The following is a 24620-nucleotide window of genomic DNA, read 5'->3' as shown; positions in this document are numbered from 1 at the left end:
AGTTGATCACTCACGCTTTTTATAGATTTTAGGCTCGCCCGGAGGTCGGCTTTTGAATCGACGGTGCGCCCAGAGATACTGCTCAGGACACTCCGTAATGGCACTTTCTACCCATTGATTGATGCGCAGGCAATCGACTTCATCACTTTCGCCCGGAAAATCCTGCAACGGCGCATGGATGACCAATCGATAGCCACTGCCGTCAGCCAGGCGCTGCTGAGTAAACGGTACAACCTGAGCACGTCCCAGCTTGGCAAATTTGCTGGTCGCCGTCACGGTCGCAGCCTGAATGCCGAACAACGGGACGAAAACGCTCTGCTTCGCGCCGTAATCCTGATCCGGTGCGTACCAGATGGCGCGGCCGGCACGCAGTAGCTTGAGCATGCCGCGTACGTCTTCACGCTCGACAGCCAGCGAATCCAGATTGTGCCGCTCACGACCGCGACGCTGAACAAAATCGAACAGCGGATTTTTATGTTCGCGGTACATGCCATCAATCGTGTGCTGCTGCCCCAACAGCGCAGCACCGACTTCCAGCGTAGTGAAATGCAGCGCCATGAGAATCACGCCCTGCCCTTGCTGCTGAGCGGCCTGCAAATGCTCAAGGCCTTCGATGTGCGCCAGCCTGGCGATGCGCTCTCTGGACCACCACCAGCTCATGGCCATTTCAAAAAAGGCGATGCCGGTTGAGGCGAAGTTTTCCTTGAGCAGACGCTTGCGTTCATCCGCGGACAGATGCGGAAAACACAGATCCAGATTGCGCGACGCAATGTATTTGCGATCAGCGGCGAACCGGTACATCACTGCGCCCAACAGCCGTCCGATGACTAACAGAACGCGAAATGGCAGTTGAACAACCAGCCACAGCAGCCCAAGCCCCAACCATAGCGGCCAGAAACGGGGGTGAAGAAAGTAAGCTCGAAAACGCGGGCGATCCATTAAAGCTTCCATCAGAACCATGGCCGCGCATTCTACAACGGTTCGACCCCGCTTGCGGCTAGCGGGCGTTCTCGTTATAAGTCTCGGCACTTTTAGCGACAAGCCGTTGTATGCCGACCATGAGCCAAAACGAATCGCAAGAACAGGATCCAGTCTTCCAACTCAAGGGCAGCATGCTCGCCATCACCGTGTTGGAGCTGGCTCGCAACAACCTTGAGGCCCTCGACCGTCAGTTGGCGGCAAAAGTGGCTCAGGCTCCGAATTTTTTCAGCAACACCCCGCTGGTGCTGGCCCTCGACAAGCTCCCCGCCGACAGCGGTGCCGTGGATTTGCCCGGCCTGATGCGGGTTTGCCGCCAGCATGGCCTGCGTACCCTGGCGATCCGTGCCAGCCGTATCGAAGACATCGCCGCTGCCATCGCGATTGATTTGCCGGTATTGCCACCATCAGGTGCCCGTGAGCGTCCACTGGACCCTCTGGAAGGCGACGCTGCGAAGAAAAAAGCGGAAAAACCGCCAGAGCCCACCGTCAAGCCTACGCGCGTGATCACTACGCCGGTGCGCGGTGGACAGCAGATTTACGCCCCCGGCGGCGACCTGGTGGTCATTGCCCCGGTCAGTCCCGGTGCGGAACTTCTGGCCGATGGCAACATCCATGTTTACGGCCCATTGCGCGGACGGGCGCTGGCAGGAATAAAAGGCGACACCAAAGCGCGAATTTTCTGTCAGCAAATGGGCGCGGAGCTGATATCCATCGCCGGGCAATACAAGGTTTCCGAAGATTTACGCAGGGATCCACTCTGGGGTACGTCGGTACAGGTCAGCCTGTCAGGTGACGTGTTGAACATCATCCGGCTTTAACGGATACTGCGCCATTTTCAAAGCATCCCTGATTCGTCGCGAAAACGTAGCAAAGGTAGTAGGAAATCCGGGAGCTTTCATCGTTCCTGGCAAATTGCTCTCAAGGTAGGACACCGGGGAGCTTTCAATTTCCATCATTGTTCGACGGTCGCCGCTTCAAGGGACGCTCTTCAGGACTAACTGTCCTTTTCCTCTAGGGGTGATACACCTTGGCCAAGATTCTCGTGGTTACATCCGGCAAGGGTGGTGTGGGCAAGACCACCACCAGCGCCGCCATCGGCACCGGTCTCGCATTGCGCGGCCACAAAACTGTCATCGTCGACTTCGACGTCGGCTTGCGTAACCTCGACCTGATCATGGGCTGCGAGCGTCGCGTGGTGTATGACTTCGTCAACGTGGTAAACGGCGAAGCCAACCTGCAACAGGCCCTGATCAAAGACAAGAAGATCGAAGGCCTGTACGTTCTGGCTGCCAGCCAGACCCGTGACAAGGAAGCGCTGACCAAAGAAGGCGTGGAAAAAGTCCTGATGGAACTCAAGGAATCCTTCGAGTACATCGTCTGCGACTCCCCGGCCGGTATCGAGACAGGTGCTCACCTGGCGATGTACTTCGCCGACGAAGCGATCGTCGTGACCAACCCGGAAGTATCGTCTGTACGTGACTCTGACCGCATGCTGGGCCTGCTGGCCAGCAAATCGCGTCGCGCCGAGCGTAACGAAGAGCCGATCAAGGAACACCTGTTGCTGACCCGCTACAACCCGGAGCGTGTGAGCAAGGGCGAGATGCTGGGCGTTGAAGACGTCAAGGAAATCCTCGCGGTGACACTGCTGGGCGTGATCCCTGAGTCGCAGGCAGTACTGAAAGCTTCCAACCAGGGCGTGCCAGTCATCCTTGATGAGCAGAGCGATGCCGGTCAGGCCTACAGCGATGCTGTTGATCGTCTGTTGGGCAAAGATCGTGAGCACCGTTTCCTGGACGTACAGAAGAAAGGATTTTTCGAACGCCTGTTCGGGGGTAACTGATGAACATTTTCGACTTCTTTCGCGCCAGCAAAAAAACCACCACCGCGTCGGTCGCGAAAGAGCGTCTACAGATCATCGTGGCGCATGAACGCGGCCAGCGTACAACTCCGGACTACTTGCCAGCCCTGCAAAAAGAGCTGGTTGAAGTGATCCGCAAGTACGTCAACATCGAGTCCAACGATGTGCAGGTTGCTCTGGAAAATCAGGGCAGCTGTTCGATTCTGGAACTCAACATCACCCTGCCAGATCGCTAGATCCGGCGGTTGCTTGCGGCGGCATTAGCACCATTCTTGCGAGTGGGGCTGATGCCGCCGTTGCGTTTAGAGGCCGTTAAATGCCGTTGTCGAACATCCGCATCATTCATCAGGACGCTGCCGTTCTGGTGATTGATAAGCCAACCCTGCTGCTTTCCGTCCCCGGCCGTGCCGAGGACAACAAGGATTGCCTGATTACCCGCCTGCAGGAAAACGGCTACCCCGAAGCCCGCATCGTCCATCGACTGGATTGGGAAACCTCCGGGATCATTCTGCTGGCCCGTGATCCGGACACGCATCGCGAGCTGTCCCGGCAGTTTCATGACCGGGAAACCGAAAAAGCCTACACCGCGCTGTGCTGGGGTGAACCGACGCTGGACAGCGGCAGCATCGACCTGCCCCTTCGCTACGATCCTCCCACCAAGCCTCGGCATGTGGTGGATCACGAAGCTGGCAAGCATGCGCAGACCTTCTGGAAAGTACTGGAGCGCTGCGGCCATTACAGCCGGGTCGAACTGACGCCGATTACCGGGCGCTCGCATCAGTTGCGAGTGCACATGCTGTCAATCGGTCATCCGTTGCTGGGCGATGGTCTGTATGCACATCCGGAAGCTTTGGCGGCGTATCCGCGCTTGTGCCTGCATGCAAGCATGCTGAGCTTTACCCATCCGCAGAGCGGCGAGAGGTTGCGGTTTGAGTGTCCTGCGCCGTTTTGATTACCTGAAGCGAGCTTCATATTTGCGGCGCCTGAATCGCGAGCAAGCTCGGCTCCCACATGAGATCGAATTCTCCCTGTGGGAGCCGAGCTTGCTCGCGATAAGGTCACACTGCCTTCAATGACTTGCCAACATCGCCCCGCCAATACGGTAAACTCCCGCCATTGCTGTCTGGAGTGACTTATGCGCGATGAGCTGAACAAAGGCCTGATTGATTTCCTCAAGGCCTCTCCTACCCCTTTCCATGCAACCGCTACTCTCGTTCAACACCTTGAGGCTGCTGGCTTTCAGCGCCTGGACGAACGCGAAACCTGGGCCACCGAAACCGGCGGCCGGTATTACGTCACCCGTAATGACTCGTCCATCGTGGCGTTCCGCCTGGGCCGGCAGTCGCCGTTGACCGGCGGCATTCGCATGGTCGGCGCTCATACCGACAGCCCATGCCTGCGGGTCAAGCCGCAACCTGAGCTGCAACGGCAGGGCTTTTGGCAACTGGGCGTCGAAGTCTACGGCGGTGCCCTGCTCGCGCCATGGTTCGACCGCGATCTGTCTCTGGCTGGCCGCGTCACGTTCCGTCGCGATGGCAAGGTCGAAAGCCAACTGATCGACTTCAAGCTACCGATTGCCGTGATCCCCAACCTGGCGATCCACCTCAATCGCACCGCCAACGAAGGCTGGACGATCAACCCGCAAACCGAGCTGCCGCCGATCCTCGCTCAAGTTGCCGGTGATGAACGCGCCGACTTCCGCGCCCTGCTCACCGATCAACTGGCACGCGAACACGGCCTGAACGCTGATGTAGTGCTTGATTACGAGCTGAGTTTCTACGACACACAAAGCGCCGCCGTAGTCGGACTCAATGCCGACTTCATTGCCGGTGCGCGCCTGGACAACCTGCTCTCGTGCTATGCCGGTCTGCAAGCGCTGCTCAGCACCGACACTGATGAAACCTGTCTGCTGGTCTGCACCGACCATGAAGAAGTGGGCTCGTCGTCGACCTGCGGTGCTGACGGCCCGATGCTGGAACAGATCCTTCAGCGTCTGCTGCCCGATGGCGCGGATTACGTGCGTACGATCCAGAAGTCATTGCTGGTCTCCGCCGACAACGCCCACGGCATTCACCCCAACTACGCCGAGAAGCACGACGCCAACCACGGCCCGAAACTCAATGCAGGCCCGGTGATCAAGGTCAACAGCAACCAGCGTTACGCGACCAATAGCGAAACCGCCGGTTTCTTCCGCCACCTGTGCATGGCTGAAGAAGTACCGGTACAAAGCTTCGTGGTGCGCAGCGACATGGCCTGTGGCTCAACCATCGGCCCGATCACTGCCAGCCACCTGGGCGTACGCACCGTGGACATCGGCTTGCCGACGTTTGCCATGCACTCGATCCGGGAATTGGCGGGCAGTCATGACCTGGCGCATCTGGTGAAGGTATTGACCGCGTTTTATGCGAGTCATGAGTTGCCATAAGCAAGTGGGCAAGCAGGCCCGGTATCGCTGCTTGCCCAAACCTGCCTCCTATCAACGCCATAACGTCCAAACCCGCCTAGACTGAACTCATCAGCGCTCTGGAGGTGGGACGTAATGGACGCTTTTTTCTCGATTCTGTTACCGATTCTGGCGGGCATGGTACTGCTATGCGTTGGCTACAACTATCAGGAGCGCAACAGCGGTGTGTTCATGATCTGGTTGGGGATGATCGGGATTCTGGGCACTGTCGTGTTCAAGATTTTGCAGAAGCTGACGTGAGATGGCCCTCCTGATCAAGTTTCAACGAGTTATCGCGAAGTAGAGACCTCTCTGTAGGAGCTCACGAGCAACGCGTGGCAGCGATAGCGTTCTGTCAGACAAGCCGCCATCGCGGGCGTCGTAACCTCGGTGAGCTCCTACAGATCAGGTGGAGTCAGATAGATATTGGTTTCATACCCCCCCTGGCAACCGCTCAAATATCCCGCACCACCGCGCTCACATGTATCGCATCGTGCCGCCAGTATTCCAGGTCGCAATCGATCAACCGGCCATTCTGGTCGAAGTTGACCCTGGCAATCCGCAAGCCTGGGCTGCCCAGTGAAACTTTGAGCGCTGCCGATGCTTCCGCATGCAGGGCGGTGGGCACCATCTCGAAGCGGACCTGGCCGTAACGCAGTTCATAGCGGCTGGCGTACAACTCGGTCAGTGACTGATTGAGGTCGTAATCGAGGATGCCGGGGAAGTATTCGGGGTTCAGGTAGTGCTCCACATACAGCACCAGACGCTGATCTATGCGCCGGGCGCGGCAGATCTGGACCACGCTGGACAGTGCAGGCAATTGCAGCATTTCGCATATTTTTGCCGAGGCCGGTTGCAGGCGTGCAGAAATGACATGAGTGTCAGCGACCCGCCCTTGAGCCTCGACCATGGCGTGGAAGTGACTGCGGCGCATCAAGTCATACGCCAAACGTGGCGGCGAAATGAACCATCCCCGCCTCTCTTCTCTATAAATAAGCCCCAGCGCTTCGAGCTGCACCAAGGCCTCTCGCAAGGTGATACGCGTAGTGTCGAAGACTTCACTCAGCTTGCGTTCGGCGGGCAACTTGCTGCCAGGCGGCAGCAGACCATGCTCGATCTGCTCTTGCAGGGCATTACAAATCGTTGTGACCGCACGGGGCACTTCTTCGCGCATCAGGCTTCCTTACTGGACTAGACCAGCGCCAAAACAGCGCACTGATAATTCTCATTGCACACGTTGGTGCGCAGAAACAGCCTACGGAGTGTAGATGACTGCTCCATGACAATGTCCATCACAAACCATGCCAGCCCCGCTCTAATAAAACGCTGTAGGCCTTTCAGATCAAGGCTTTGATCATGGTCTACGCTTACCCCGCACCCGGTCAGCTCGCTATGCAGCCTTTGGGTAACAAGCTGCATCAACATAAAAATGTCATCGAAAAAGCTTAACTTGGCTCAGGTATTGCTGACCTAGACCAACCAACCCGCAACGATCACTTCTAAAAAGATCTTTCAGAAGTGCACAAGGAGCTTCGAATGAAACACCTTTTGCTGGCATCACTCCTCGGTTCCGCTATCGCTCTCAGCACCTCCGTCATGGCGGCGGACGCTGACCTGAAAACCCTTGAAGCAGCCGCCAAGGTTGAAGGCGCGGTCAACAGTGTTGGCATGCCGGATGACTGGGCGAACTGGAAAGACACCTGGGCGGATCTGCTGACCAAGTACGGCCTCAAGCACATGGACACAGACATGAGCTCGGCCCAGGAAATCGCCAAGTTCGATGCGGAAAAAGACAACGCCAGTGCCGACATCGGCGACGTCGGCGCGGCTTTCGGCCCGATTGCAGCGGCTAAAGGCGTGACCCAACCCTACAAGCCAAGCACTTGGGATCAGGTTCCGGACTGGGCGAAAGATAAAGACGGTCACTGGGCACTGGCCTACACCGGCACCATCGCTTTCGTGGTCAACAAGAAGTTACTGCACGGTTCCGAAGTACCCACCAAGTGGTCTGACCTGAAGGAGGGCAAGTACAAGGTTACCGTGGGTGACGTGAGCACCGCGGCTCAGGCTGCCAACGGGGTTCTGGCTGCCGCGATTGCCATGAAAGGCGACGAAAGCAACATCGCGCCCGGCCTGCAACTGTTCACCGAACTGGCCAAGCAAAAGCGTCTGGCCCTCAACAACCCGAACATCCAGAGCATGGAAAAAGGCGAAGTTGAAGTGGGCATCGTCTGGGACTTCAACGGCCTGAGCTACAAGGCCAAGATGACCAACCCGGATGACTACGTGGTGCTGATCCCGTCCGACGGTTCGGTGATTTCCGGCTACACCACCATCATCAACAAATACGCGAAGAACCCTAACGCCGCCAAGCTGGCCCGTGAATACATCTTCAGTGACGCCGGTCAGATCAACCTGGCCAAGGGCAACGCACGTCCGATTCGTGCCGAGCACCTCACCCTGCCACCTGAAGTGCAGGCCAAGCTGCTGCCAAACGAGCAATACAAAGGCGTGACCCCGATCAAAAACGCAGCTGCATGGGAGAAAACCTCCAAAGCACTGCCACAGATGTGGAACGAGCAAGTCATCGTTGAAATGAACTGATGCGCTACGGGCCTCAAGGATGAGGCCGTTTCCCCCGTCATTCCCCAAAAAGCCTGTGCCTGCCGGAGCGATTGGCTCATGAAACACAATGTCATCCTCATCGTACTCGACGGCCTCAATTACGAAGTGGCCCGACATGCGATGGGCCATCTGCAGGCTTACGCCAACGCAGATCGCGCCGTGCTCTACAAGCTGGAATGCGAACTGCCGGCACTCTCGCGCCCGCTGTACGAATGCATCCTGACCGGCGTACCGCCGATTGAAAGCGGCATCGTCCATAACCAGGTTTCCCGGTTATCGAACCAGCGCAGCATGTTCCACTACGCTACCGACGCCGGGCTTACCACGGCTGCGGCTGCGTATCACTGGGTCAGCGAGTTGTATAACCGCACGCCGTTCGATGCTGCACGTGATCGTCATACCGACGACCTCGAACTACCGATTCAACACGGCCACTTTTATTACGCCGACCATTATCCCGATTCGCACCTGTTCGCCGACGCAGAAAGCCTGCGGGTCAGACACACGCCGAATCTGCTGTTGATTCACCCCATGAATATCGACGACGCCGGGCACAAGCACGGCCTCGACAGCCCGCAATACCGCAACAGCGCGCGCAGCGTTGACATCATCATCGCGGATTACCTGCAAGGCTGGCTCGACGCCGGTTATCAGGTATTGATCACTGCCGACCACGGCATGAACAACGACCGCTCCCACAATGGCCTGTTGCCCGAAGAGCGCGAGGTGCCGCTGTTCGTGCTCGGCAGTGCGTTCAATTTGAACCCTGAGGCAACGCCCAGGCAAACCGAGCTGTGCGGCATTGTCTGCGAACTGCTCGGTGTGCCCCATGACAAACCGTTCTGCCGGGAGATTCTCAAGTGAGCACCCAAAATCGCGGCAAATGGCTCGGGCTTCTCTGCCTGCTCCCTTTCGCCCTGTTCTTCTTCGTGTTCCAGATCGCGCCGCTGGGCTGGGTAGCGATCAACAGCCTGCATTCCGAAGCAGGCTGGGGCATTGAAAACTTCATCAAGGCTTTCGACTCGCGGTTCTATCGTCAGGCCATGCAGTTCAGCCTGGAGATCAGCTTCTGGTCCAGCCTGTTCGGCATCATCATTGCGGTGCTGGGCAGTTATTCGCTGCGCAACGTGGATTCGCGCCTGCGGGACTTCGTCAATTCGTTCGCCAACATGACCAGCAACTTCTCAGGCGTGCCGTTGGCCTTTGCGTTCATCATTCTGCTGGGCTTCAACGGCGCCGTGACCTTGATGCTCAAGCAGGCGGGAATCATCGAAGATTTCAACCTGTATTCGAAAACCGGGCTGATCATCCTCTATACCTATTTCCAGATTCCCCTTGGCGTATTGCTGCTTTATCCGGCCTTCGATGCCCTGCGTCAGGACTGGCGTGATTCGGCATCGTTGCTTGGCGCCAGCAGCTTTCAGTTCTGGCGTTACATCGGCTTGCCGGTGCTGACTCCTGCCTTGCTCGGCACTTTTGTCATTCTGCTGGCCAATGCCCTGGGCGCCTACGCCACGGTCTATGCCCTAACCACGGGCAACTTCAACGTGCTGCCGATCCGTATTGCAGCCATGGTCGCGGGCGATATCAGTCTCGATCCAAACATGGCCAGCGCCCTGGCGATGATTCTGGTCGGTCTGATGACGCTGGTCACCGTCGTTCATCAGTGGTTGCTGAAGAGGAGCTACCATGTCTCGCGTTGAAAGAGGCCCTGCCCGGTTTTATCACCGGACTATCGTTTACCTGCTGTTTTTCATCCTGCTGCTGCCGCTGCTCGGCACGCTGTTGTATTCAGTGGCGACCAGTTGGTCGGCAAGCATTCTGCCTAGCGGCCTGACCTTCAAGTGGTACATCGCGCTGTGGAGCGATCCGCGCTTCCTCGCTGCGTTTGGCCAGTCGTTACTGGTCTGCGTCGGCGCGCTGATCTTGTCGGTGGTGCTGATCCTGCCGCTGCTGTTCGTGGTGCATTACCACTTCCCGCGCCTGGATGCGCTGATGAACATCCTGATCCTGCTGCCCTTCGCAGTGCCGCCAGTCGCGTCATCAGTGGGTTTGCTGCAGCTGTACGGTTCAGGACCGTTCGCAATGGTCGGCACGCCATGGATTCTGATCGGCTGCTACTTCACCGTCGCCCTGCCATTCATGTACCGGGCAATCAGTAACAACCTGCAGGCGATCAACCTGACGGATCTGATGGACGCTGCGCAGTTACTCGGTGCCAACACCTGGCAGGCGGCGTTTCTGGTGGTGCTGCCTAACCTGCGCAAAGGTCTGATGGTCGCTCTGCTGCTGTCGTTTTCCTTCCTGTTCGGCGAGTTCGTGTTTGCCAACCTGCTGGTCGGCACCCGCTATGAAACCTTGCAGGTGTACCTGAACAACATGCGTAACAGCAGCGGTCACTTCAACAGTGCGCTGGTGATTTCCTACTTCCTCTTCGTGTTGCTGCTGACCCTGGTCGCCAATCGCTTGAATAAGGACAAAGACTGATATGAGTTTTGTCAGCGTCGAAAACCTGCAAAAAAATTACGGCAGCACAGCGGTGTTCAGTGACATCAACTGCACCATCGAGCGCGGTGAATTCGTCACCCTGCTCGGCCCGTCCGGTTGTGGCAAGTCGACCCTGTTGCGTTGCATCGCCGGGTTAACTTCGGTCAACAGTGGGCGCATCGTGCTCGATGGCCTGGACTTGGTGCCAGTCACCCCGCAGAAGCGCAACATCGGCATGGTATTCCAGAGCTATGCGCTGTTTCCCAACATGACCGTGGAGCAGAACGTCGCCTTTGGTCTGCGCATGCAGAAGGTCAATGCCGACGACACCCACAAACGGGTTGCCGAAGTGTTGAAGCTGGTGGAACTGACTGATTTTGCCAACCGTTATCCGCATCAAATGTCCGGCGGCCAGTGCCAACGCGTAGCCCTCGCCCGCTCGCTTGTGACTCGCCCGCGCCTGTTGCTGCTGGATGAGCCACTGTCGGCGCTGGATGCGCGGATTCGCAAACACTTGCGTGAGCAGATACGTGCGATTCAGCGTGAACTGGGCCTGACCACGATCTTCGTCACCCACGATCAGGAAGAAGCACTGACCATGTCAGATCGCATTTTCCTGATGAATCAGGGTCGTATCGTGCAGAGCGGCGACGCCGAAACCCTTTACACTGCGCCGGTGGATGTTTTCGCCGCTGGCTTTATCGGCAACTACAACCTGCTCGAAGCCGAAGACGTCAGCCGCCTGATGCAGCGTCCGATCAACAGCCGCATCGCCATTCGCCCGGAGGCCATTCAACTGAGCCTGACCGGCGAACTTGAAGGGCAAATCCGCAGCCACAGCCTGTTGGGCAACGTGATCCGCTACCGGGTCGAGGCCCGCGGTGTGGAATTGGTGGTGGACGTGCTCAATCGCTCGGCAGAGGATTTGCTGGCTGACGGGACGCGAGTGACGCTGAGTATTGATGCTTTGGCGCTTTGCGAGGTGGCTTGATCACGAGGCGGTGTTAATCCGGCCAAATACCAAGGCCTGATCAATGTCCTCTGTAGGAGTGAGCTTGCTCGCGATAGCATTCTCGAATTTGATGGTTGCGTCACGAATAGAACGCCATCGCGAGCAAGCTCACTCCTACAGAGAACCGCGCCGCAGCTCAGTTAATTTTCAGAGGACAGCTTTTAATGGCTTTAGCAATTTTTGACCTGGATGAAACCCTGATCGCCGGTGACTGCGCCAGTCTGTGGAGCGAGCAGATGGCCAGGCTTGGCTGGGTTGACTCAGCCTCATTCATCAAGCGCGACCACGAACTGATGCAGGCCTACAGCGAAGGCAAACTGGCGATGGAGGACTACATGGCCTTCAGCCTGGAGCCGATGCTTGGCCGTACACCTGAAGAAGTCGACCACCTGGTCGGGCCGTGGGTCGAGGATTACATCGAGCCGATCATTTTCAGTGACGCCACCAAATGCATCGCCGAGCATCGCGCTGCCGGTGACCGGATCCTGGTGATTTCAGCGTCCGGCGTTCATCTGGTAAAACCGATCGCAGAACGCATCGGTATCGATGAAGTGCTGGCTATTGATCTGGACGTGGCTCACGGTGTTTACAACGGCAAGACCGTCGGCACACTGACTTACCGCGAAGGCAAGATCACCCGCCTGATGGAGTGGCTGGACGCCGAAGGTGAAAACCTTGAAGGCGCGAGCTTCTATTCAGATTCACGCAACGATTTGCCGCTGCTGCTCAAGGTGGATCATCCGCATGTGGTGAATCCGGACCCGACCTTGCTGGAACATGCGCAGAAGGCCGGATGGCCGATTCACAGCTGGAAATAACCCGTACATTGACGACCTCGCGGGTGAATCCGCTCCTACGGACTAAATCGGTAGGAGCGGATTCACCCGCGAGGCGTTAGTTCAGACACAAAAGCTTTTGCTGACACGCCGCCTCGCCAACAAGTCGGCTCCTACCGGTTTGGAGCCGGGGTTCCAGACTCAGGCTTTAAGCCAGGCTCTCATCAATCACCAGCACCAGCTTGCCATTGACCTTGTTGGTCGCCAGCTCGGCATAAGCCGCTTCAGCGTCCTGGATCGGGTAGCTGCGGGCCAGCTGTGGTTTGAGGCGGCCTTCGGTGAACAACGGCCAGACGTGCTGCCCCAGATCGCGTAACAGATCAGCCTTGAACGTGTCGTCACGGCTGCGCAAGGTCGAACCCAGCAACTGGATACGTTTGCCCAGAATCTGCGCCATGTCCAGTTGCGCCTCGCGGCCGCCCATCAGGCCAATCAGCACCCAACGACCGTCAACACTGAGCAGCTTGACGTTCAGTTCAGCGTAATTGGCGCCCACTGGATCCAGAATCACATCGAATGGCGCGAAATCCTTCAGGCTGTCCAGGCTTTCATTGCGCACGACACCGCCCTGCGCGCCCAGATCGATGCAGTACTCCAGACGATCCGCCGAGCCAACGCTGACCCAGACCGGGTTGCCGAATGCCTTGCAAAGCTGAATGCCAGCTGAACCAACTCCACTTGCCCCGGCGTGCAGCAATACTTTCTCGCCGGGCTTTAGTCCGGCGAGCTGAAACAGGTTCAGCCAGGCGGTGGCATAGACTTCAGGAATAGCCGCAGCCTCGGCCAGTGACAAGCCTTCCGGGACCGGCAAAACGTGTCGTCCATCGACCACCGCTTCCTCGGCCATTGCCCCGCCAGCCAACAGCGCACAGACCCTGTCGCCGACTTGCCAGGAGGCGCCTGGTCCTACTTCTGCGATCACGCCAGAACACTCCATCCCGAGTATTTCGCTGGCCCCCGGTGGTGGCGGATAGAGCCCGGCACGCTGTAATAAATCGGCCCGATTCAAACCCGCAGCGGCAACTTTGATACGAACTTGCCCTACATCCAGAGCCGGACTTGGCTCATCGACCCATTCCACACGACCTTCAACGCCTTGCAATGCCTTCACAGTGCCTCCATAGTGAGTCTGGACTGAGCCCGAAGCTGAAGCAGCACGGGCTTTCTTGCATTATGCGACCGGATCCGACGGAACCGGCGACTTCCAAAGACGGCCTAATATGCGTTATCAATTGTCCCCGCGTCGAATCAGCATGAAGCATTTCTTACCAAGTACCGCCCTCGCGCTGGTTGTGGGTCTCAGCATTTTGCCGATGTCCGCCAGCTCCTTCGCCGCCAATAGCTGGGATAACCTCCAGCCTGATCGCGATGAAGTGATTGCCAGTCTCAACGTAGTTGAGCTGCTCAAACGGCACCATTACAGCAAGCCGCCACTGGACGACAAACGTTCGGTCATCATCTATGAAAGCTACCTAAAGCTTCTGGACCCGGCGCGCAGCTATTTTCTCGCCAGCGATATCGCAGAATTCGACAAGTGGCGTACCCAGTTCGACGATTTCCTGAAAAGCGGCGATCTGAATCCCGGTTTCACCATCTATAAGCGCTATCTGGATCGCATCAAGTCGCGTCTGGATTTCGCCCTGGCTGAGTTGAACAAAGGCGTCGACAAGCTCGATTTCACCGCCAAGGAAAGCTTGCTGGTGGATCGCAAGGACGCTGCCTGGCCGAAGAACGAGGCCGAGCTGGATGACCTGTGGCGCAAGCGTGTCAAAGACGAAGTCCTGCGCCTGAAGATCGCGGGTAAAGACCCGGCGAAGATTCAGGAAACGCTGACCAAGCGTTACAAGAATCAACTGGCCCGTCTGGGCCAGACACGTGCTGAAGATATCTTTCAGGCGTACATCAACACCTTCGCCATGTCTTACGATCCGCACACCAACTACCTGTCTCCCGACAGCGCGGAAAACTTCGACATCAACATGAGCCTTTCGCTGGAAGGCATTGGCGCTGTGTTGCAGAGCGACAATGACAACGTGAAGATCGTGCGCCTGGTGCCGGCCGGCCCTGCCGCCAAAACCAAGCAAGTTGCACCGGCCGACAAGATCGTCGCCGTCGCTCAGGGTGACAAAGAGATGGTCGACGTGATCGGCTGGCGTCTCGATGAAGTCGTCAAACTGATTCGCGGTCCGAAAGGCTCTGTTGTGCGTCTGGAAGTCATTCCGGCCAGCAATGCACCTAACGACCAGACCACCAAAATCGTTGCCATCACTCGCGAAGCGGTGAAGCTGGAAGAGCAGGCTGCGAAGAAGTCGATCCTGCATTTGAAACAGGATGGTCGTGATTACAAACTTGGCGTGATTGACATCCCTGCGTTCTATCTGGACTTCAAGGCCTATCGCGCAGGTGATCCGCAGTACAAGAGCACCACCCGTGACGTGAAGAAACTGCTGACCGAGCTGCAGGCCGAGAAGGTCGACGGCGTGGTCCTGGATCTGCGCAACAACGGTGGCGGCTCGTTGCAGGAAGCGACCGAGCTGACCAGTCTGTTCATCGACAAGGGCCCGACCGTGCTGGTGCGTAATGCCGACGGTAAGGTCGATGTGCTTGAAGATGAAGATACCGGCGCGTTCTACAAAGGCCCGATGGCCTTGCTGGTCAACCGCCTGTCTGCCTCGGCTTCAGAGATTTTCGCTGGCGCCATGCAGGACTATCACCGCGCGCTGATCATCGGTGGCCAGACCTTCGGCAAAGGTACCGTGCAGACCATTCAGCCCCTCAACCATGGTGAGCTGAAACTGACCCTGGCCAAGTTCTACCGGGTTTCCGGGCAGAGCACCCAGCATCAGGGCGTCGTACCGGACATTACTTATCCGTCGATCATCGATACCAAGGAAATCGGCGAGAGCGCACTGCCTGAGGCGATGCCTTGGGACAGCATCAAACCGGCGATCAAACCGGCCATTGATCCGTTCAAACCATTCCTGGCTCAGCTCCAGACGCGACATGAAACCCGTTCAGCGAAAGACGCAGAGTTCGTGTTCATCGAAAACCGCCTGGCGCTTGCCAAGCAGTTGATGAACGAGAAAACCGTCAGTCTCAACGAAGTGGACCGTCGCGCCGAACACGCAGCTATCGAAGGCAAACAACTGGCGCTGGAAAACGCCCGTCGTAAAGCCAAAGGTGAAGAGCCGCTTAAAGAGCTGAAAAAAGAAGACGAAGATGCTCTGCCGATGGACGACGACAAGACCAAGCCGGAAGACGACGCGTACCTGTCCGAGACTGGTCGCATCCTGATCGACTATCTGGGCTTGAGTTCATCGGTCGCCAAGAAGTAAAGAGGCTCTTGTAGGAGCGCACGGAGGTTACGACGCCCGCGATAACGGTGTGTCAGGCGAATCGCTATCGCTGCCTCGCGTTGCTCGTGAGCTCCTACAGGAATTTGCAACTTCTGTAGGAGTGAGCTTGCTCGCGATAGCTCCAGCACAGGCAATATATTCATCGCCTGACAGACCGAATCGCGAGCATTGTGGATCGCCACCCCGGTCACTCCTACAGGTCCCATGTTTGTTGCGCGACAGCGCAGTGTCAGGACACTGCGCGACCTCGTAAAGAAATTCGAATTGAATCCTGGGGACTGGCTAATTGATAGCAATCGTCATCAAACAGTCATGAATCTGTCGTGAAATAAGGGGGTTAAGCGCACCAGCGCTTAACCCCCTTTTTCTTGCCACCGAGATCGCCATGACCATGACAGAACAGCTGAGCGCATTGAGCTCGATTCTTGCTCGAAGTGATTTGCACAGCCTGTTCCAGCCAATCGTGTCGCTGACGGAGCGTCGTATTCTGGGTTATGAAGCACTCACCCGTGGCCCGTCCAACAGTATCCTGCACTCCCCCGTCAGCCTGTTCGCCGTAGCCCGCCACGCCGGACGGCTAAGCGAGCTGGAAATGGCGTGCCGCGAAAGCGCCTGTCGCCGGTTCAGCGAGCAAAAGCTGGAGGGCAAGCTGTTTCTCAATATCTCTCCCGAATCCTTGCTGGAGGCTGCACACCCGCCCGGCCGGACACTGGAGTTGTTGCAACGCTACAGCATCGCGCCCAGCAAGGTCGTGATCGAACTGACCGAGCAGACGCCGACAGAAGACTTTGAGCTGCTTTACACCGCCCTGCACCACTATCGCGACATGGGTTTTTCCATCGCCATGGACGACCTGGGCGCCGGTTATTCCAGCCTGCGTTTATGGTCAGAGTTGCGCCCCGACTACGTGAAGATCGACCGCCATTTCATCGACGGCATTCACCAGGATGCCGTCAAACGCGAGTTCGTCGGTTCTATGCTGCAAATGGCCAAAGCTTCACGCGCCTCCGTCATCGCCGAAGGTATCGAACTGCCGGAAGAACTTGCGGTACTGAGTGAAATGGGTGTGGAGCTGGTGCAGGGCTACCTGCTGTGTCGCCCACAGGAACAACCGCCTCGCGACGCACGCACCTTGCTACCCAAGCTGGACGCACTGGCGACGCCCACCCTGGCAGACGAAGGCAGCGATTTGAGCGCCCTGCTCAGTGAACAACCCGCCGTTGAGCAGAGCACCCCGACCGCAGCAGTGCTGGAGGCCTTTCGCAAACAGGCAGCGTTGAACTCCATGGCGGTGGTGGATGACCAGGGCCGACCGTGCGGTATCGTGCACCGGCACTCGCTGTCTGAGGTGCTGCTCAAACCCTTTGGCACCGAATTGTTCGCTCGCAAGCCGATCAGCCGCCTGATGAGCGATGATTTTCTCGCTGTCGAACTGAACCAGTCCCTGCAAAAAGTCAGTCGTTTGTTGACCAGTCGGGCCCGTCAACGCATCGAAGAAGACTTCATCATCACCCTTAACGGCAATTACCTGGGACTGGGACGGGTGATCGATGTCCTCAAGCTGATTACCGAGCTGAAGATCCAGCAGGCCCGCTACGCCAACCCGTTGACCTTGCTACCGGGCAACGTGCCGATCCAGCAGTGTCTGACGCGTTTGCTGCAACAGGGGCGCGAATCGATGATCTGTTATGTGGACATCGACAGTTTCAAGCCTTTCAACGACATCTACGGTTACGGCCGGGGCGACGAGGTTTTACTGTGTCTCGCGCAATGCCTGAATGACCGTATCGACCCCAGTCAGGACTTCGTCGGCCATATTGGCGGCGACGACTTCCTGATGGTGCTCGGCTCTGAAGACTGGCAGAAGCGCCTTAATCTGCTGCTGGAGGACTTTCAGAATCAATGTCGGCGCTTCTATCGCGCCGAGCACCTTGAGGCAGGTTGCTTCATTGCCTCCAACCGACAAGGACAGCGTCAGGAATTCCCCCTGCTGTCGCTGTCGATCGGCGTGATTCACCTGCATCCCGAATCATGCGCCGACCTGGACGCCAGCCAGTTGGCCGAACTCGCCTCGGAAGCCAAGCACCACGCCAAAGACATCATGGGCGCGAGCGTGCATGTGATTGATACGCGGGAGTTAGGGTTGGCTCAGGTGGGCTGATGGGCTACTGGTATGAGCACAATCCCATGTGGGAGCGGTGCTTGGTCTGGGACACCAGGGCGACTCCCACCCAGGATTTCATTCCAGATTGACAAATTCTCTGCCGCTACTCGGGATAACTGAACTCAAAAACCCGAACCACTTCCGATGCATGCCATGACGCCGCAGCCACACCATCCGACGGTCCCGAAAACCGTCCCAAACGCTCAACGCATTCAAAAAAGCCGGTACGCGGTAAACGACTCGCGCCCTGGCTGATCACCAGCGAGCTGCGCAATGGTTGCTCTGCCTTGGCGTCGATAGCCGCCAAGTGTTCCAGCGCGGCGGTCAGGGTCTGCATGGCCGGGCTTGGCAACTGCAAACGCTCCAGCAATGCCCGATAGGTCAACAGATGACGTTGTCTACGAGCCTGATCCAGTTCAGCCAACAGCCCATCCCAGTGCTGACGGCTGATACGCACACTCATGACTCCCCCCTCCAGCCCATGACGCCCAGTTCCCAGGCGAGGCTACGGAGAATAGCGGCATCCGGTTTACGCTCGCCGCTTTCGATCATGTCCAGATAAGACGGGCTGATACCGACGGTTCGGGCCAACTGCGCCACTTCCAGCCCCTTCGCTGCACGCAGCGTAGCCAATTGCTCAAGCCCGGGTAACTCGGCAGCGTCGGCGACATTCACTGTCGATGCTGGCGCTGTTTCAGCGCCCGACGGGGTGGAGAAACCGGCTGCCTGCAGTAAAGCCTGATACTGAGCCCAAGGCAGAACTGCGTACTCCGGCTCCCCATCACGAGAAATGACCTGCAGATCCATACAACCCCCATGTAGAACAACTACACATATCGAGTAAGTTTATTCAGATGCTGGCATCTTAACAGCGGTCTGCAACTCCCCGCCCACCTGAATACGTTCCCGGTATCTCGTTCCGCCTCCCCCTCGGTCAGTCCCTGGCTTTTTCCTGCTCCAGCAAGGCTGCTGTCGCCGGCAGACGCTCGACCACAATCAACTTTTCTGGTGACTGACGCGCACGCCAGGCGCGGAAAGCATCCAGCTCGGCATCCAGACTCTTCATGACCCATGCCAGCACGGCAATATCGTCAAGCATGCCGATCCCCGGGATCCAGTCAGGCACGGCGTCCAGCGGGCTGAGGAAGTACATTAACCCCGCCACGATCGACAGGATCGCCTTGGGACTGATTGCTCGATACTCACCTCTCCAGTACGCCAGGCACAACGCCTGCAGCAAGCGCAAATCGTCTTTTATCTTACCCAGACGACTGCCTTCGGCCGAGCCTTTGCGCGCCACCGCAAATAACAGGCCTGGCAAGCGGCCGGCAGCAATCAGCCTCCGCGCCATGGGTAAGTACCGGAGCAAATTCCAGGGTGCCTTCATATCCACTCCCATTGAGTGTCGTCCGTTGCCGATAAACACCCATCCTACAAAAGGGGGTGCCTGATACTCAAAAAGGTTATCCACACAACTTGTGGATAACCTTGTGAACAGAGCCTCTTTTTGAGGCCACAAGCCGCGTTTTACTTGGTCCGCAGTCAAATCGGGCGTTTTTTAGTCACATAAAAAAAGCCATAAAAATCGTTGACTTGAGGCTGATCAGAAGTTACCCACAGCCGCTGTCACAAAAGTGTTGGATCGTCCGACAACGCTCTGGTGCCTTGACGCGTGCCATGTTACTCCGACTACGCATATCTGGATCCGTTCGACCAGAAACGACAACGCCCCGTCGAAACGGGGCGTTGTGTTGAAGCCGGTGCGTCGCTTATTTGGAAGCGGGAGCAGCCGGTTCTTCGTCAGCATCAGGTGCGCCTGCAGCTGCAGGGTCCTTGATACCCAGCAGTTCCAGATCGAATACCAGTACCGAGTTGGCAGGGATCGTCGGGCTAGGGCTCTGTGCGCCGTAAGCCAGATCGCTCGGGATGAAGAGCTTGATCTTCTCGCCAACGTGCATCAGTTGCAGGCCTTCAACCCAACCCGGAATCACGCCACTGACTGGCAGATCAATTGGGCTGCCACGCTCTACGGAGCTGTCGAATACCTTGCCATCCGTCAGCTTGCCTTCGTAGTGAACAGTCACTACGTCAGTTGGCTTAGGCTGCGGGCCATCGGCTTTCTTGACGATTTGGTACTGCAGGCCTGAAGCGGTGGTGACTACACCTTCTTTCTTGCCGTTTTCTTCGAGGAATTTCTTGCCAGCAGCTGCCGACTCTTCGCTCATTTTGGCCATACGCTCTTCGGCACGCTTCTGCAGCGCCGAGAATGCCTCAACCAGTTCTTCGTCTTTCAGTTTCTGGTCTTTCTTGCCGACGGCATCTTCGATGCCCAGTGCTACGGCTTTGGAGTCCAGATCGTCCATACCTTCCTGAGCCAGGCTTTTGCCCATGTTCAGACCAATGCCATAGGACGCTTTTTGTGCCGGGGTTTTCAGCTCAACAGTGCTGGCTTGCTTATCACAACCTGCGAGTACCAGACCGACCAGGGCAATCGCCGCTGCCAACCGATGCTGTTTCATTCTGATTCCTTGTTCATGCGCCAATAGGGCAAACGAGTAAAGCCGCGAGCTTATCAGGGTGCCGCGATCAATGGCTACCGGCATGAGAGGCAGAAAATGCAGATAAGTTCAGGTATCCAAAGGTTTTCTTGGCAAGAGCGTGGGATGTTCAGTTGGGGTTCAGGTCTGAGGGGCAATCGGGCTTGCAGAGACCTGACCTTCTTTTGGTGCGTTTAGTGCATTTTGTGTACATATCCGTTTTCAGGGTAATGGCTAATATTGGTTGCGCATTTACAGCGCCTCACTTTTGATAGATCCGGAAGCCGGCCCAGACAAAAGTAAGGCGCCGTAAGGGCGTAACCAATAGCCGCCATAACTCGGAAACGGATATGTACACAAGATTCACAGGTAGCGATCGCTCATCAGAAATCACCCCTCCCACTGCCTCATCCGCACCCGACAATGCTTCATCGCATTCACAATATGCTTCTCGACCAGACTGTGGGAAATCCCCAGACGCTCGGCTATCTCCGGATGAGACAGCCCTTCAAGCTTGCGCAGCAGAAAGCTCTCGCGACAGAGCTCGGGCAACTCGGCCAGCGCCCGTTGCACCATGTCCAGGCGCTGCCCCGTGTCTATGCTCGCCTGAGGAGACGGGCTGAAATAACGCTCCTCCTGATCAAGCACCTCCAGCGACTCAGTCTGGCGCAACACATTGCGCCGATGACCGTCGATAACCAGGTTCAACGCGGTGCGATACAGAAATGCCCTTGGCTGCTCGATCGGCGTGGAACTCGACCGTTCGAGCACGCGCAGGTAAGTATCCTGGACGATGTCCTCCGCCGCCTGGCGATTTCCCAGCCGGGCGTTCAGAAAAGACATGAGTTCACGATAGTAGTTTTCCAACATCACCTCTGGCCCGCATCGTCGCGGAGCCGATCCTTGAGCATGATCATCGCGCCCCGGGGAGGGACGAGCGGTACTGGCATTTTGTACGCAGGCGCAATTTATAACAATTCTCATCTAGATTTAAAACAACGCGTATAAAAGCTGTAGCAATAATGTGTAACAGACACGCTTTAGCCAACCTCCCTCCTTAATTTCCTGCGCGGGTTTCTCGTCTATTGGGCAGTTCCCCGTTTCTGTCGGCATTAGCGACAGGATCCACCTTGCACCGAGCGTGGTACGACGGGCCGATCCCATTGGCCGGAACCCTGCATGAAACCTCTGCGACGCACCCGACGCGCGCTGTTAATAGCGCTATGCCTGATCCCTGTCGTTGCCCTGGCGGCCTGGCAGGTGTTGCCTGTTGGTCAGGAAAATCTGGCCACCGTGGCAGTGACCCGCGCAGACATAGAAAGCAGCGTCACTGCGCTGGGTACACTGCAGCCCCGCCGCTATGTTGACGTGGGTGCCCAGGCTTCCGGGCAGATTCGCACCATCCACGTTGAAATCGGCGACGAAGTCCAGAAAGGCCAACTGCTGGTAGAGATTGATCCCTCCACCCAGACGGCCAGACTCGACGCCGGACGTTACGCCATCGACAACCTCAAAGCGCAATTGCAGGAACAGCGCGCCCAGCATGAACTGGCAAGGCAGAAATACCACCGCCAGCAAAGCCTGGCCGCTGGCGGCGCTACCCGCGAGGAGGACGTGCAGACCGCTCAGGCGGAATTGCACGCCACTCAGGCGCGCATCGATATGTTCAAGGCGCAGATCGCCCAGGCTCAGGCGAGCTTGCGCAGTGACGAAGCAGAGCTGGGTTACACCAAAATTTATGCACCGATGTCCGGCACGGTGGTGGCGCTGGATGCCAGGGTTGGCCAGACACTCAACGCTCAGCAACAGACCCCGCTGATTCTGCGCATCGCCAAGCTGTCGCCGATGACCGTATGGGCGGAGGTTTCCGAGGCGGATATCGGCCACGTCAAACCGGGCATGACGGCCTGGTTCACGACACTCAGTGGTGGCAGCAGGCGCTGGAACAGTACGGTTCGGCAAATTCTGCCGATTCCGCCCAAGCCCCTCGATCAAATCAGTCAGGGCGGCGGCAGCCCGGCCAGTGCCAGTAAGAGCGGCGGCCGTGTAGTGCTGTACACCGTGCTACTCGACGTGGAAAACCCTGATCACGCACTCATGGCGGAAATGACCACTCAGGTATTTTTTGTCGCCGAACGCGCCCAAAACATCCTGACCGTTCCGGTTGCTGCGTTGCACCGCGATAGCCAGCAACGTCAGACCGTCCAGGTGGTTGCGCGCAATGGCGATATTCAGCCAAGGGAGGTTCGCACCGGCATCAGTGACCGGTTGCGAGTGCAGGTGCTGGACGGGTTGGCGGAAGGTGAGCGGCTGCTGATCGGCCCCGTGTCCGGCAACGGTGGTTGAATGCAAACGCCGCTGATTGACCTGCAAGACATCTGCAAAACCTACGGTGGCGGCGACAAGCCGACTGTCGAAGTATTGCGCGGTATCAATCTGTCAATTCACCCGGGTGAGTTTGTGGCCATCGTCGGCGCTTCGGGTTCCGGCAAATCGACGCTGATGAACATCCTTGGTTGTCTCGATCGCCCGACCTCAGGCGGCTATCTGTTTGCTGGCCAGGCCGTAGCGTCACTGAACAGCGACGAACTGGCATGGCTGCGGCGCGAAGCGTTCGGCTTCGTATTCCAGGGCTATCACCTGATCCCGTCCAGTTCCGCACAGGAAAACGTCGAGATGCCGGCTATTTATGCCGGGCTTCCCGCAGCCGAACGTCACGCACGTGCCGCAGCCCTGCTTGATCGGCTGGGCCTGGCCAGCCGCACCGGTAACCGCCCGCATCAACTGTCCGGCGGTCAGCAGCAACGTGTGTCGATTGCCCGGGCATTGATGAATGGCGGGCACATCATTCTGGCCGACGAACCTACCGGCGCTCTTGATAGCCACAGCGGTGCAGAAGTCATGCTGTTGCTGGACGAACTGGCGCAGCAGGGACACGTGGTTATTTTGATCACCCATGATCGGGAGGTGGCTGAGCGCGCCAAACGCGTCATTGAAATCCGCGACGGCCTGATTATCAGCGACAGCGTATCGGCTGACCTTTCGCAGCAGCCCGCAGCCAGTGGAGCCTTGCAAGCAGTGGACCTGCGTCAGCGCCTGAGCGACGGCAGCAGCCCGAGCGGCGCCTGGAAAGGCGAACTGCTCGATTCGATTCAGGCCGCATGGCGGATCATGTGGATCAATCGCTTTCGTACCGCGCTGACCCTGCTCGGGATCATCATCGGCGTCGCATCGGTGGTGGTCATGCTCGCGGTCGGCGAAGGCAGCAAGCGACAGGTCATGTCGCAAATGGGCGCGTTCGGCTCGAACATCATTTACCTCAACGGCACTGCGGCCACACCTCGCGCTGCTCCCGGCATTATCAGCCTCGATGACGTCGCCGCACTCGCTACGCTGCCGCAGGTCACCCTGGTCATGCCGGTCAACGGTGGCAAGGCAAGCGTACGCTTTGGCAGTGTTGATCAGCGGGTCTACGTCGGCGGCAGTAATACTTCGTTTCCGGGCATTTTCAATTGGCCGGTGGTCCGGGGCAGTTACTTTACCGATTCCGATGAAGCGAGCGCCGCCCCCGTCGCGGTGATCGGCGAAAAGGTCCGTGAGAAATTCTTTACCGGGGTCGACCCACTGGGTCGCTACATCCTGATCGAAAACGTGCCTTTCCAGGTGATCGGGGTACTGGTCGCCAAAGGCGCCAGCTCGGGTGAGCAGGACAGCGACATGCGAGTCATGATCCCCTACTCCTCTGCCAGCGTTCGGCTGTTTGGCAATCGCGATCCGGAGTACGTCGTGATCGCTGCAGCTGACGCACGCAAGGTCAAGGAAACCGAACAGGCCATCGATGAACTCATGCTCAAGTTGCACAACGGCACACGGGATTACGAACTGACCAACAACGCAGCAATGATCCAGGCCGAGGCACGCACCCAGAACACCCTGTCACTGATGCTCGGCTCGATTGCGGCCATTTCACTGTTGGTGGGCGGTATCGGGGTGATGAATATCATGCTGATGACCGTGCGCGAGCGAACCCGGGAAATTGGCATTCGTATGGCCACCGGCGCTCGCCAGCGAGACATCCTGCGTCAATTTCTCACCGAAGCCGTGATGCTCTCGGTCGTCGGCGGGCTGACGGGCATAGCCCTGGCATTGCTGGTCGGCGGGGCGCTGCTGCTGAGCAAGGTCGCAGTAGCGTTTTCCCTGCCCGCTGTGCTGGGTGCCTTCGCCTGTGCGCTGGTGACCGGGGTGGTATTCGGCTTCATGCCAGCGCGCAAGGCTGCCCGTCTCGACCCGGTGACGGCCCTTACCAGTGAATGAGCGATCA

The 24620-nt window shown here is 57.7% G+C and carries 24 protein-coding genes; 16 read left to right on the top strand and 8 right to left on the bottom strand.

The features are described 5' to 3' along the window. Window positions 1-6 precede the first annotated feature (6 nt). Window positions 7-939, bottom strand: a complete 933-nt coding sequence (locus ACYASS_RS13070; RefSeq protein WP_463586439.1) for a lipid A biosynthesis lauroyl acyltransferase — start codon at window positions 937-939, stop codon at window positions 7-9. 119 nt (window positions 940-1058) lie between these two features. On the opposite strand from ACYASS_RS13070, the gene minC reads away from it, so the two are divergent. The 6 genes from minC to ACYASS_RS13040 all read left to right on the top strand — a co-directional run bounded on the left by minC (window position 1059) and on the right by ACYASS_RS13040 (window position 5543). Then, entirely contained in the window at window positions 1059-1799 is a 741-nt protein-coding gene (gene minC / locus ACYASS_RS13065) for a septum site-determining protein MinC (RefSeq protein ID WP_463586438.1), read from the top strand. A gap of 209 nt (window positions 1800-2008) precedes the next feature. Next, window positions 2009-2821, top strand: coding sequence for a septum site-determining protein MinD (gene minD / locus ACYASS_RS13060; protein ID WP_032630046.1), 813 nt, complete (start codon window positions 2009-2011; stop codon window positions 2819-2821). After that, window positions 2821-3075: a cell division topological specificity factor MinE gene (gene minE / locus ACYASS_RS13055; RefSeq protein WP_122667456.1), complete on the top strand. Its 255-nt coding sequence runs from the start codon at window positions 2821-2823 to the stop codon at window positions 3073-3075. The genes minD and minE overlap by 1 nt, the downstream gene beginning before the upstream one ends. 80 nt (window positions 3076-3155) lie before the next feature. Beyond that, window positions 3156-3791 carry an RluA family pseudouridine synthase gene (locus tag ACYASS_RS13050; RefSeq protein WP_027898646.1) on the top strand — a complete coding sequence of 212 codons (636 nt, stop codon included), beginning with the start codon at window positions 3156-3158 and terminating at the stop codon, window positions 3789-3791. 183 nt (window positions 3792-3974) lie between these two features. Then, on the top strand, window positions 3975-5264 hold the full coding sequence (locus tag ACYASS_RS13045) for a M18 family aminopeptidase (RefSeq protein WP_463586437.1): 1290 nt from the start codon (window positions 3975-3977) through the stop codon (window positions 5262-5264). A gap of 114 nt (window positions 5265-5378) precedes the next feature. Next, a complete protein-coding gene (locus tag ACYASS_RS13040; protein ID WP_349972069.1) occupies window positions 5379-5543 on the top strand; it encodes a hypothetical protein in 165 nt (54 codons plus the stop codon). Between the two features lie 193 nt (window positions 5544-5736). On the opposite strand, the gene ACYASS_RS13035 is transcribed toward ACYASS_RS13040, so the two are convergent. Further along, window positions 5737-6456, bottom strand: a complete 720-nt coding sequence (locus ACYASS_RS13035) for a UTRA domain-containing protein (RefSeq protein ID WP_463586436.1) — start codon at window positions 6454-6456, stop codon at window positions 5737-5739. A gap of 362 nt (window positions 6457-6818) precedes the next feature. Here ACYASS_RS13035 and ACYASS_RS13030 point away from each other — a divergent pair, with 362 nt between their 5' ends. The 6 genes from ACYASS_RS13030 (at window position 6819) to ACYASS_RS13005 (ending at window position 12224) form a co-directional block, all read left to right on the top strand. Further along, the gene (locus tag ACYASS_RS13030; protein WP_349972067.1) at window positions 6819-7886 is read left to right on the top strand and encodes an ABC transporter substrate-binding protein; all 1068 of its coding nucleotides are present in this window, start codon (window positions 6819-6821) and stop codon (window positions 7884-7886) included. 78 nt (window positions 7887-7964) lie between these two features. Next, window positions 7965-8771, top strand: coding sequence for an alkaline phosphatase family protein (locus ACYASS_RS13025; RefSeq protein WP_463586435.1), 807 nt, complete (start codon window positions 7965-7967; stop codon window positions 8769-8771). Continuing rightward, window positions 8768-9610: an ABC transporter permease gene (locus ACYASS_RS13020; protein WP_122667449.1), complete on the top strand. Its 843-nt coding sequence runs from the start codon at window positions 8768-8770 to the stop codon at window positions 9608-9610. The genes ACYASS_RS13025 and ACYASS_RS13020 overlap by 4 nt, the downstream gene beginning before the upstream one ends. Further along, a complete protein-coding gene (locus tag ACYASS_RS13015; protein ID WP_463586434.1) occupies window positions 9597-10394 on the top strand; it encodes an ABC transporter permease in 798 nt (265 codons plus the stop codon). The genes ACYASS_RS13020 and ACYASS_RS13015 overlap by 14 nt, the downstream gene beginning before the upstream one ends. A gap of 1 nt (window position 10395) precedes the next feature. Then, complete coding sequence (locus tag ACYASS_RS13010; RefSeq protein ID WP_463586433.1) at window positions 10396-11385, top strand: ABC transporter ATP-binding protein; 990 nt, start codon at window positions 10396-10398, stop codon at window positions 11383-11385. 185 nt (window positions 11386-11570) lie between these two features. Then, a complete protein-coding gene (locus ACYASS_RS13005) occupies window positions 11571-12224 on the top strand; it encodes an HAD family hydrolase (protein WP_463586432.1) in 654 nt (217 codons plus the stop codon). A gap of 166 nt (window positions 12225-12390) precedes the next feature. Here ACYASS_RS13005 and ACYASS_RS13000 read toward each other — a convergent pair whose 3' ends face one another. Then, window positions 12391-13353: an NAD(P)H-quinone oxidoreductase gene (locus ACYASS_RS13000; protein ID WP_463586431.1), complete on the bottom strand. Its 963-nt coding sequence runs from the start codon at window positions 13351-13353 to the stop codon at window positions 12391-12393. Between the two features lie 142 nt (window positions 13354-13495). Between ACYASS_RS13000 and ACYASS_RS12995 the strand changes: the two genes are divergently transcribed. Then, the gene (locus ACYASS_RS12995; RefSeq protein ID WP_463586430.1) at window positions 13496-15577 is read left to right on the top strand and encodes a carboxy terminal-processing peptidase; all 2082 of its coding nucleotides are present in this window, start codon (window positions 13496-13498) and stop codon (window positions 15575-15577) included. Between the two features lie 406 nt (window positions 15578-15983). Beyond that, entirely contained in the window at window positions 15984-17759 is a 1776-nt protein-coding gene (locus ACYASS_RS12990; protein WP_463586429.1) for a bifunctional diguanylate cyclase/phosphodiesterase, read from the top strand. Window positions 17760-17865: 106 nt separating this feature from the next. On the opposite strand, the gene ACYASS_RS12985 is transcribed toward ACYASS_RS12990, so the two are convergent. The 5 genes from ACYASS_RS12985 to ACYASS_RS12965 form a co-directional block, all read right to left on the bottom strand. Continuing rightward, a complete protein-coding gene (locus tag ACYASS_RS12985; protein WP_027899633.1) occupies window positions 17866-18225 on the bottom strand; it encodes a hypothetical protein in 360 nt (119 codons plus the stop codon). Next, complete coding sequence (locus tag ACYASS_RS12980) at window positions 18222-18569, bottom strand: helix-turn-helix domain-containing protein (protein ID WP_463586428.1); 348 nt, start codon at window positions 18567-18569, stop codon at window positions 18222-18224. The genes ACYASS_RS12985 and ACYASS_RS12980 overlap by 4 nt, the downstream gene beginning before the upstream one ends. 127 nt (window positions 18570-18696) lie before the next feature. Continuing rightward, complete coding sequence (locus ACYASS_RS12975; protein WP_243249059.1) at window positions 18697-19149, bottom strand: YkvA family protein; 453 nt, start codon at window positions 19147-19149, stop codon at window positions 18697-18699. Window positions 19150-19531: 382 nt separating this feature from the next. Beyond that, on the bottom strand, window positions 19532-20281 hold the full coding sequence (locus ACYASS_RS12970; protein ID WP_122667440.1) for an FKBP-type peptidyl-prolyl cis-trans isomerase: 750 nt from the start codon (window positions 20279-20281) through the stop codon (window positions 19532-19534). A gap of 408 nt (window positions 20282-20689) precedes the next feature. Beyond that, window positions 20690-21169 (bottom strand): sigma-70 family RNA polymerase sigma factor, encoded by a 480-nt coding sequence (locus ACYASS_RS12965; RefSeq protein ID WP_463586427.1) that lies wholly within the window; start codon window positions 21167-21169, stop codon window positions 20690-20692. A 309-nt stretch (window positions 21170-21478) separates the two neighbouring features. Between ACYASS_RS12965 and ACYASS_RS12960 the strand changes: the two genes are divergently transcribed. Further along, the gene (locus ACYASS_RS12960; RefSeq protein ID WP_463586426.1) at window positions 21479-22645 is read left to right on the top strand and encodes an efflux RND transporter periplasmic adaptor subunit; all 1167 of its coding nucleotides are present in this window, start codon (window positions 21479-21481) and stop codon (window positions 22643-22645) included. Further along, window positions 22646-24613 carry a MacB family efflux pump subunit gene (locus tag ACYASS_RS12955; protein WP_463586425.1) on the top strand — a complete coding sequence of 656 codons (1968 nt, stop codon included), beginning with the start codon at window positions 22646-22648 and terminating at the stop codon, window positions 24611-24613. Window positions 24614-24620: the final 7 nt, after the last annotated feature.

Source organism: Pseudomonas sp. HP_14 (assembly GCF_055283875.1).
The sequence above is the reverse complement of the archived record's forward strand: the minus strand, read 5'-3'. Positions and strand labels throughout refer to the sequence as shown.

What these genes read in the sequence shown, in the direction of transcription:
- ACYASS_RS13015 (WP_463586434.1), top strand. Translation starts at nt 9,597, where the DNA reads ATGTCTCGCGTTGAAAGAGGCCCTGCCCGGTTTTATCACCGGACTATC.
- ACYASS_RS12975 (WP_243249059.1), bottom strand. Translation starts at nt 19,149, where the DNA reads ATGAAGGCACCCTGGAATTTGCTCCGGTACTTACCCATGGCGCGGAGG.
- ACYASS_RS13045 (WP_463586437.1), top strand. Translation starts at nt 3,975, where the DNA reads ATGCGCGATGAGCTGAACAAAGGCCTGATTGATTTCCTCAAGGCCTCT.
- ACYASS_RS13010 (WP_463586433.1), top strand. Translation starts at nt 10,396, where the DNA reads ATGAGTTTTGTCAGCGTCGAAAACCTGCAAAAAAATTACGGCAGCACA.
- ACYASS_RS12970 (WP_122667440.1), bottom strand. Translation starts at nt 20,281, where the DNA reads ATGAAACAGCATCGGTTGGCAGCGGCGATTGCCCTGGTCGGTCTGGTA.
- ACYASS_RS13025 (WP_463586435.1), top strand. Translation starts at nt 7,965, where the DNA reads ATGAAACACAATGTCATCCTCATCGTACTCGACGGCCTCAATTACGAA.
- ACYASS_RS12960 (WP_463586426.1), top strand. Translation starts at nt 21,479, where the DNA reads ATGAAACCTCTGCGACGCACCCGACGCGCGCTGTTAATAGCGCTATGC.
- ACYASS_RS13050 (WP_027898646.1), top strand. Translation starts at nt 3,156, where the DNA reads ATGCCGTTGTCGAACATCCGCATCATTCATCAGGACGCTGCCGTTCTG.
- ACYASS_RS12985 (WP_027899633.1), bottom strand. Translation starts at nt 18,225, where the DNA reads ATGAGTGTGCGTATCAGCCGTCAGCACTGGGATGGGCTGTTGGCTGAA.
- ACYASS_RS12965 (WP_463586427.1), bottom strand. Translation starts at nt 21,169, where the DNA reads ATGTTGGAAAACTACTATCGTGAACTCATGTCTTTTCTGAACGCCCGG.
- ACYASS_RS12980 (WP_463586428.1), bottom strand. Translation starts at nt 18,569, where the DNA reads ATGGATCTGCAGGTCATTTCTCGTGATGGGGAGCCGGAGTACGCAGTT.
- ACYASS_RS12990 (WP_463586429.1), top strand. Translation starts at nt 15,984, where the DNA reads ATGACCATGACAGAACAGCTGAGCGCATTGAGCTCGATTCTTGCTCGA.
- ACYASS_RS12955 (WP_463586425.1), top strand. Translation starts at nt 22,646, where the DNA reads ATGCAAACGCCGCTGATTGACCTGCAAGACATCTGCAAAACCTACGGT.
- ACYASS_RS13070 (WP_463586439.1), bottom strand. Translation starts at nt 939, where the DNA reads ATGGATCGCCCGCGTTTTCGAGCTTACTTTCTTCACCCCCGTTTCTGG.
- minE (WP_122667456.1), top strand. Translation starts at nt 2,821, where the DNA reads ATGAACATTTTCGACTTCTTTCGCGCCAGCAAAAAAACCACCACCGCG.
- ACYASS_RS13005 (WP_463586432.1), top strand. Translation starts at nt 11,571, where the DNA reads ATGGCTTTAGCAATTTTTGACCTGGATGAAACCCTGATCGCCGGTGAC.
- minC (WP_463586438.1), top strand. Translation starts at nt 1,059, where the DNA reads ATGAGCCAAAACGAATCGCAAGAACAGGATCCAGTCTTCCAACTCAAG.
- ACYASS_RS13030 (WP_349972067.1), top strand. Translation starts at nt 6,819, where the DNA reads ATGAAACACCTTTTGCTGGCATCACTCCTCGGTTCCGCTATCGCTCTC.
- ACYASS_RS13035 (WP_463586436.1), bottom strand. Translation starts at nt 6,456, where the DNA reads ATGCGCGAAGAAGTGCCCCGTGCGGTCACAACGATTTGTAATGCCCTG.
- ACYASS_RS12995 (WP_463586430.1), top strand. Translation starts at nt 13,496, where the DNA reads ATGAAGCATTTCTTACCAAGTACCGCCCTCGCGCTGGTTGTGGGTCTC.
- ACYASS_RS13040 (WP_349972069.1), top strand. Translation starts at nt 5,379, where the DNA reads ATGGACGCTTTTTTCTCGATTCTGTTACCGATTCTGGCGGGCATGGTA.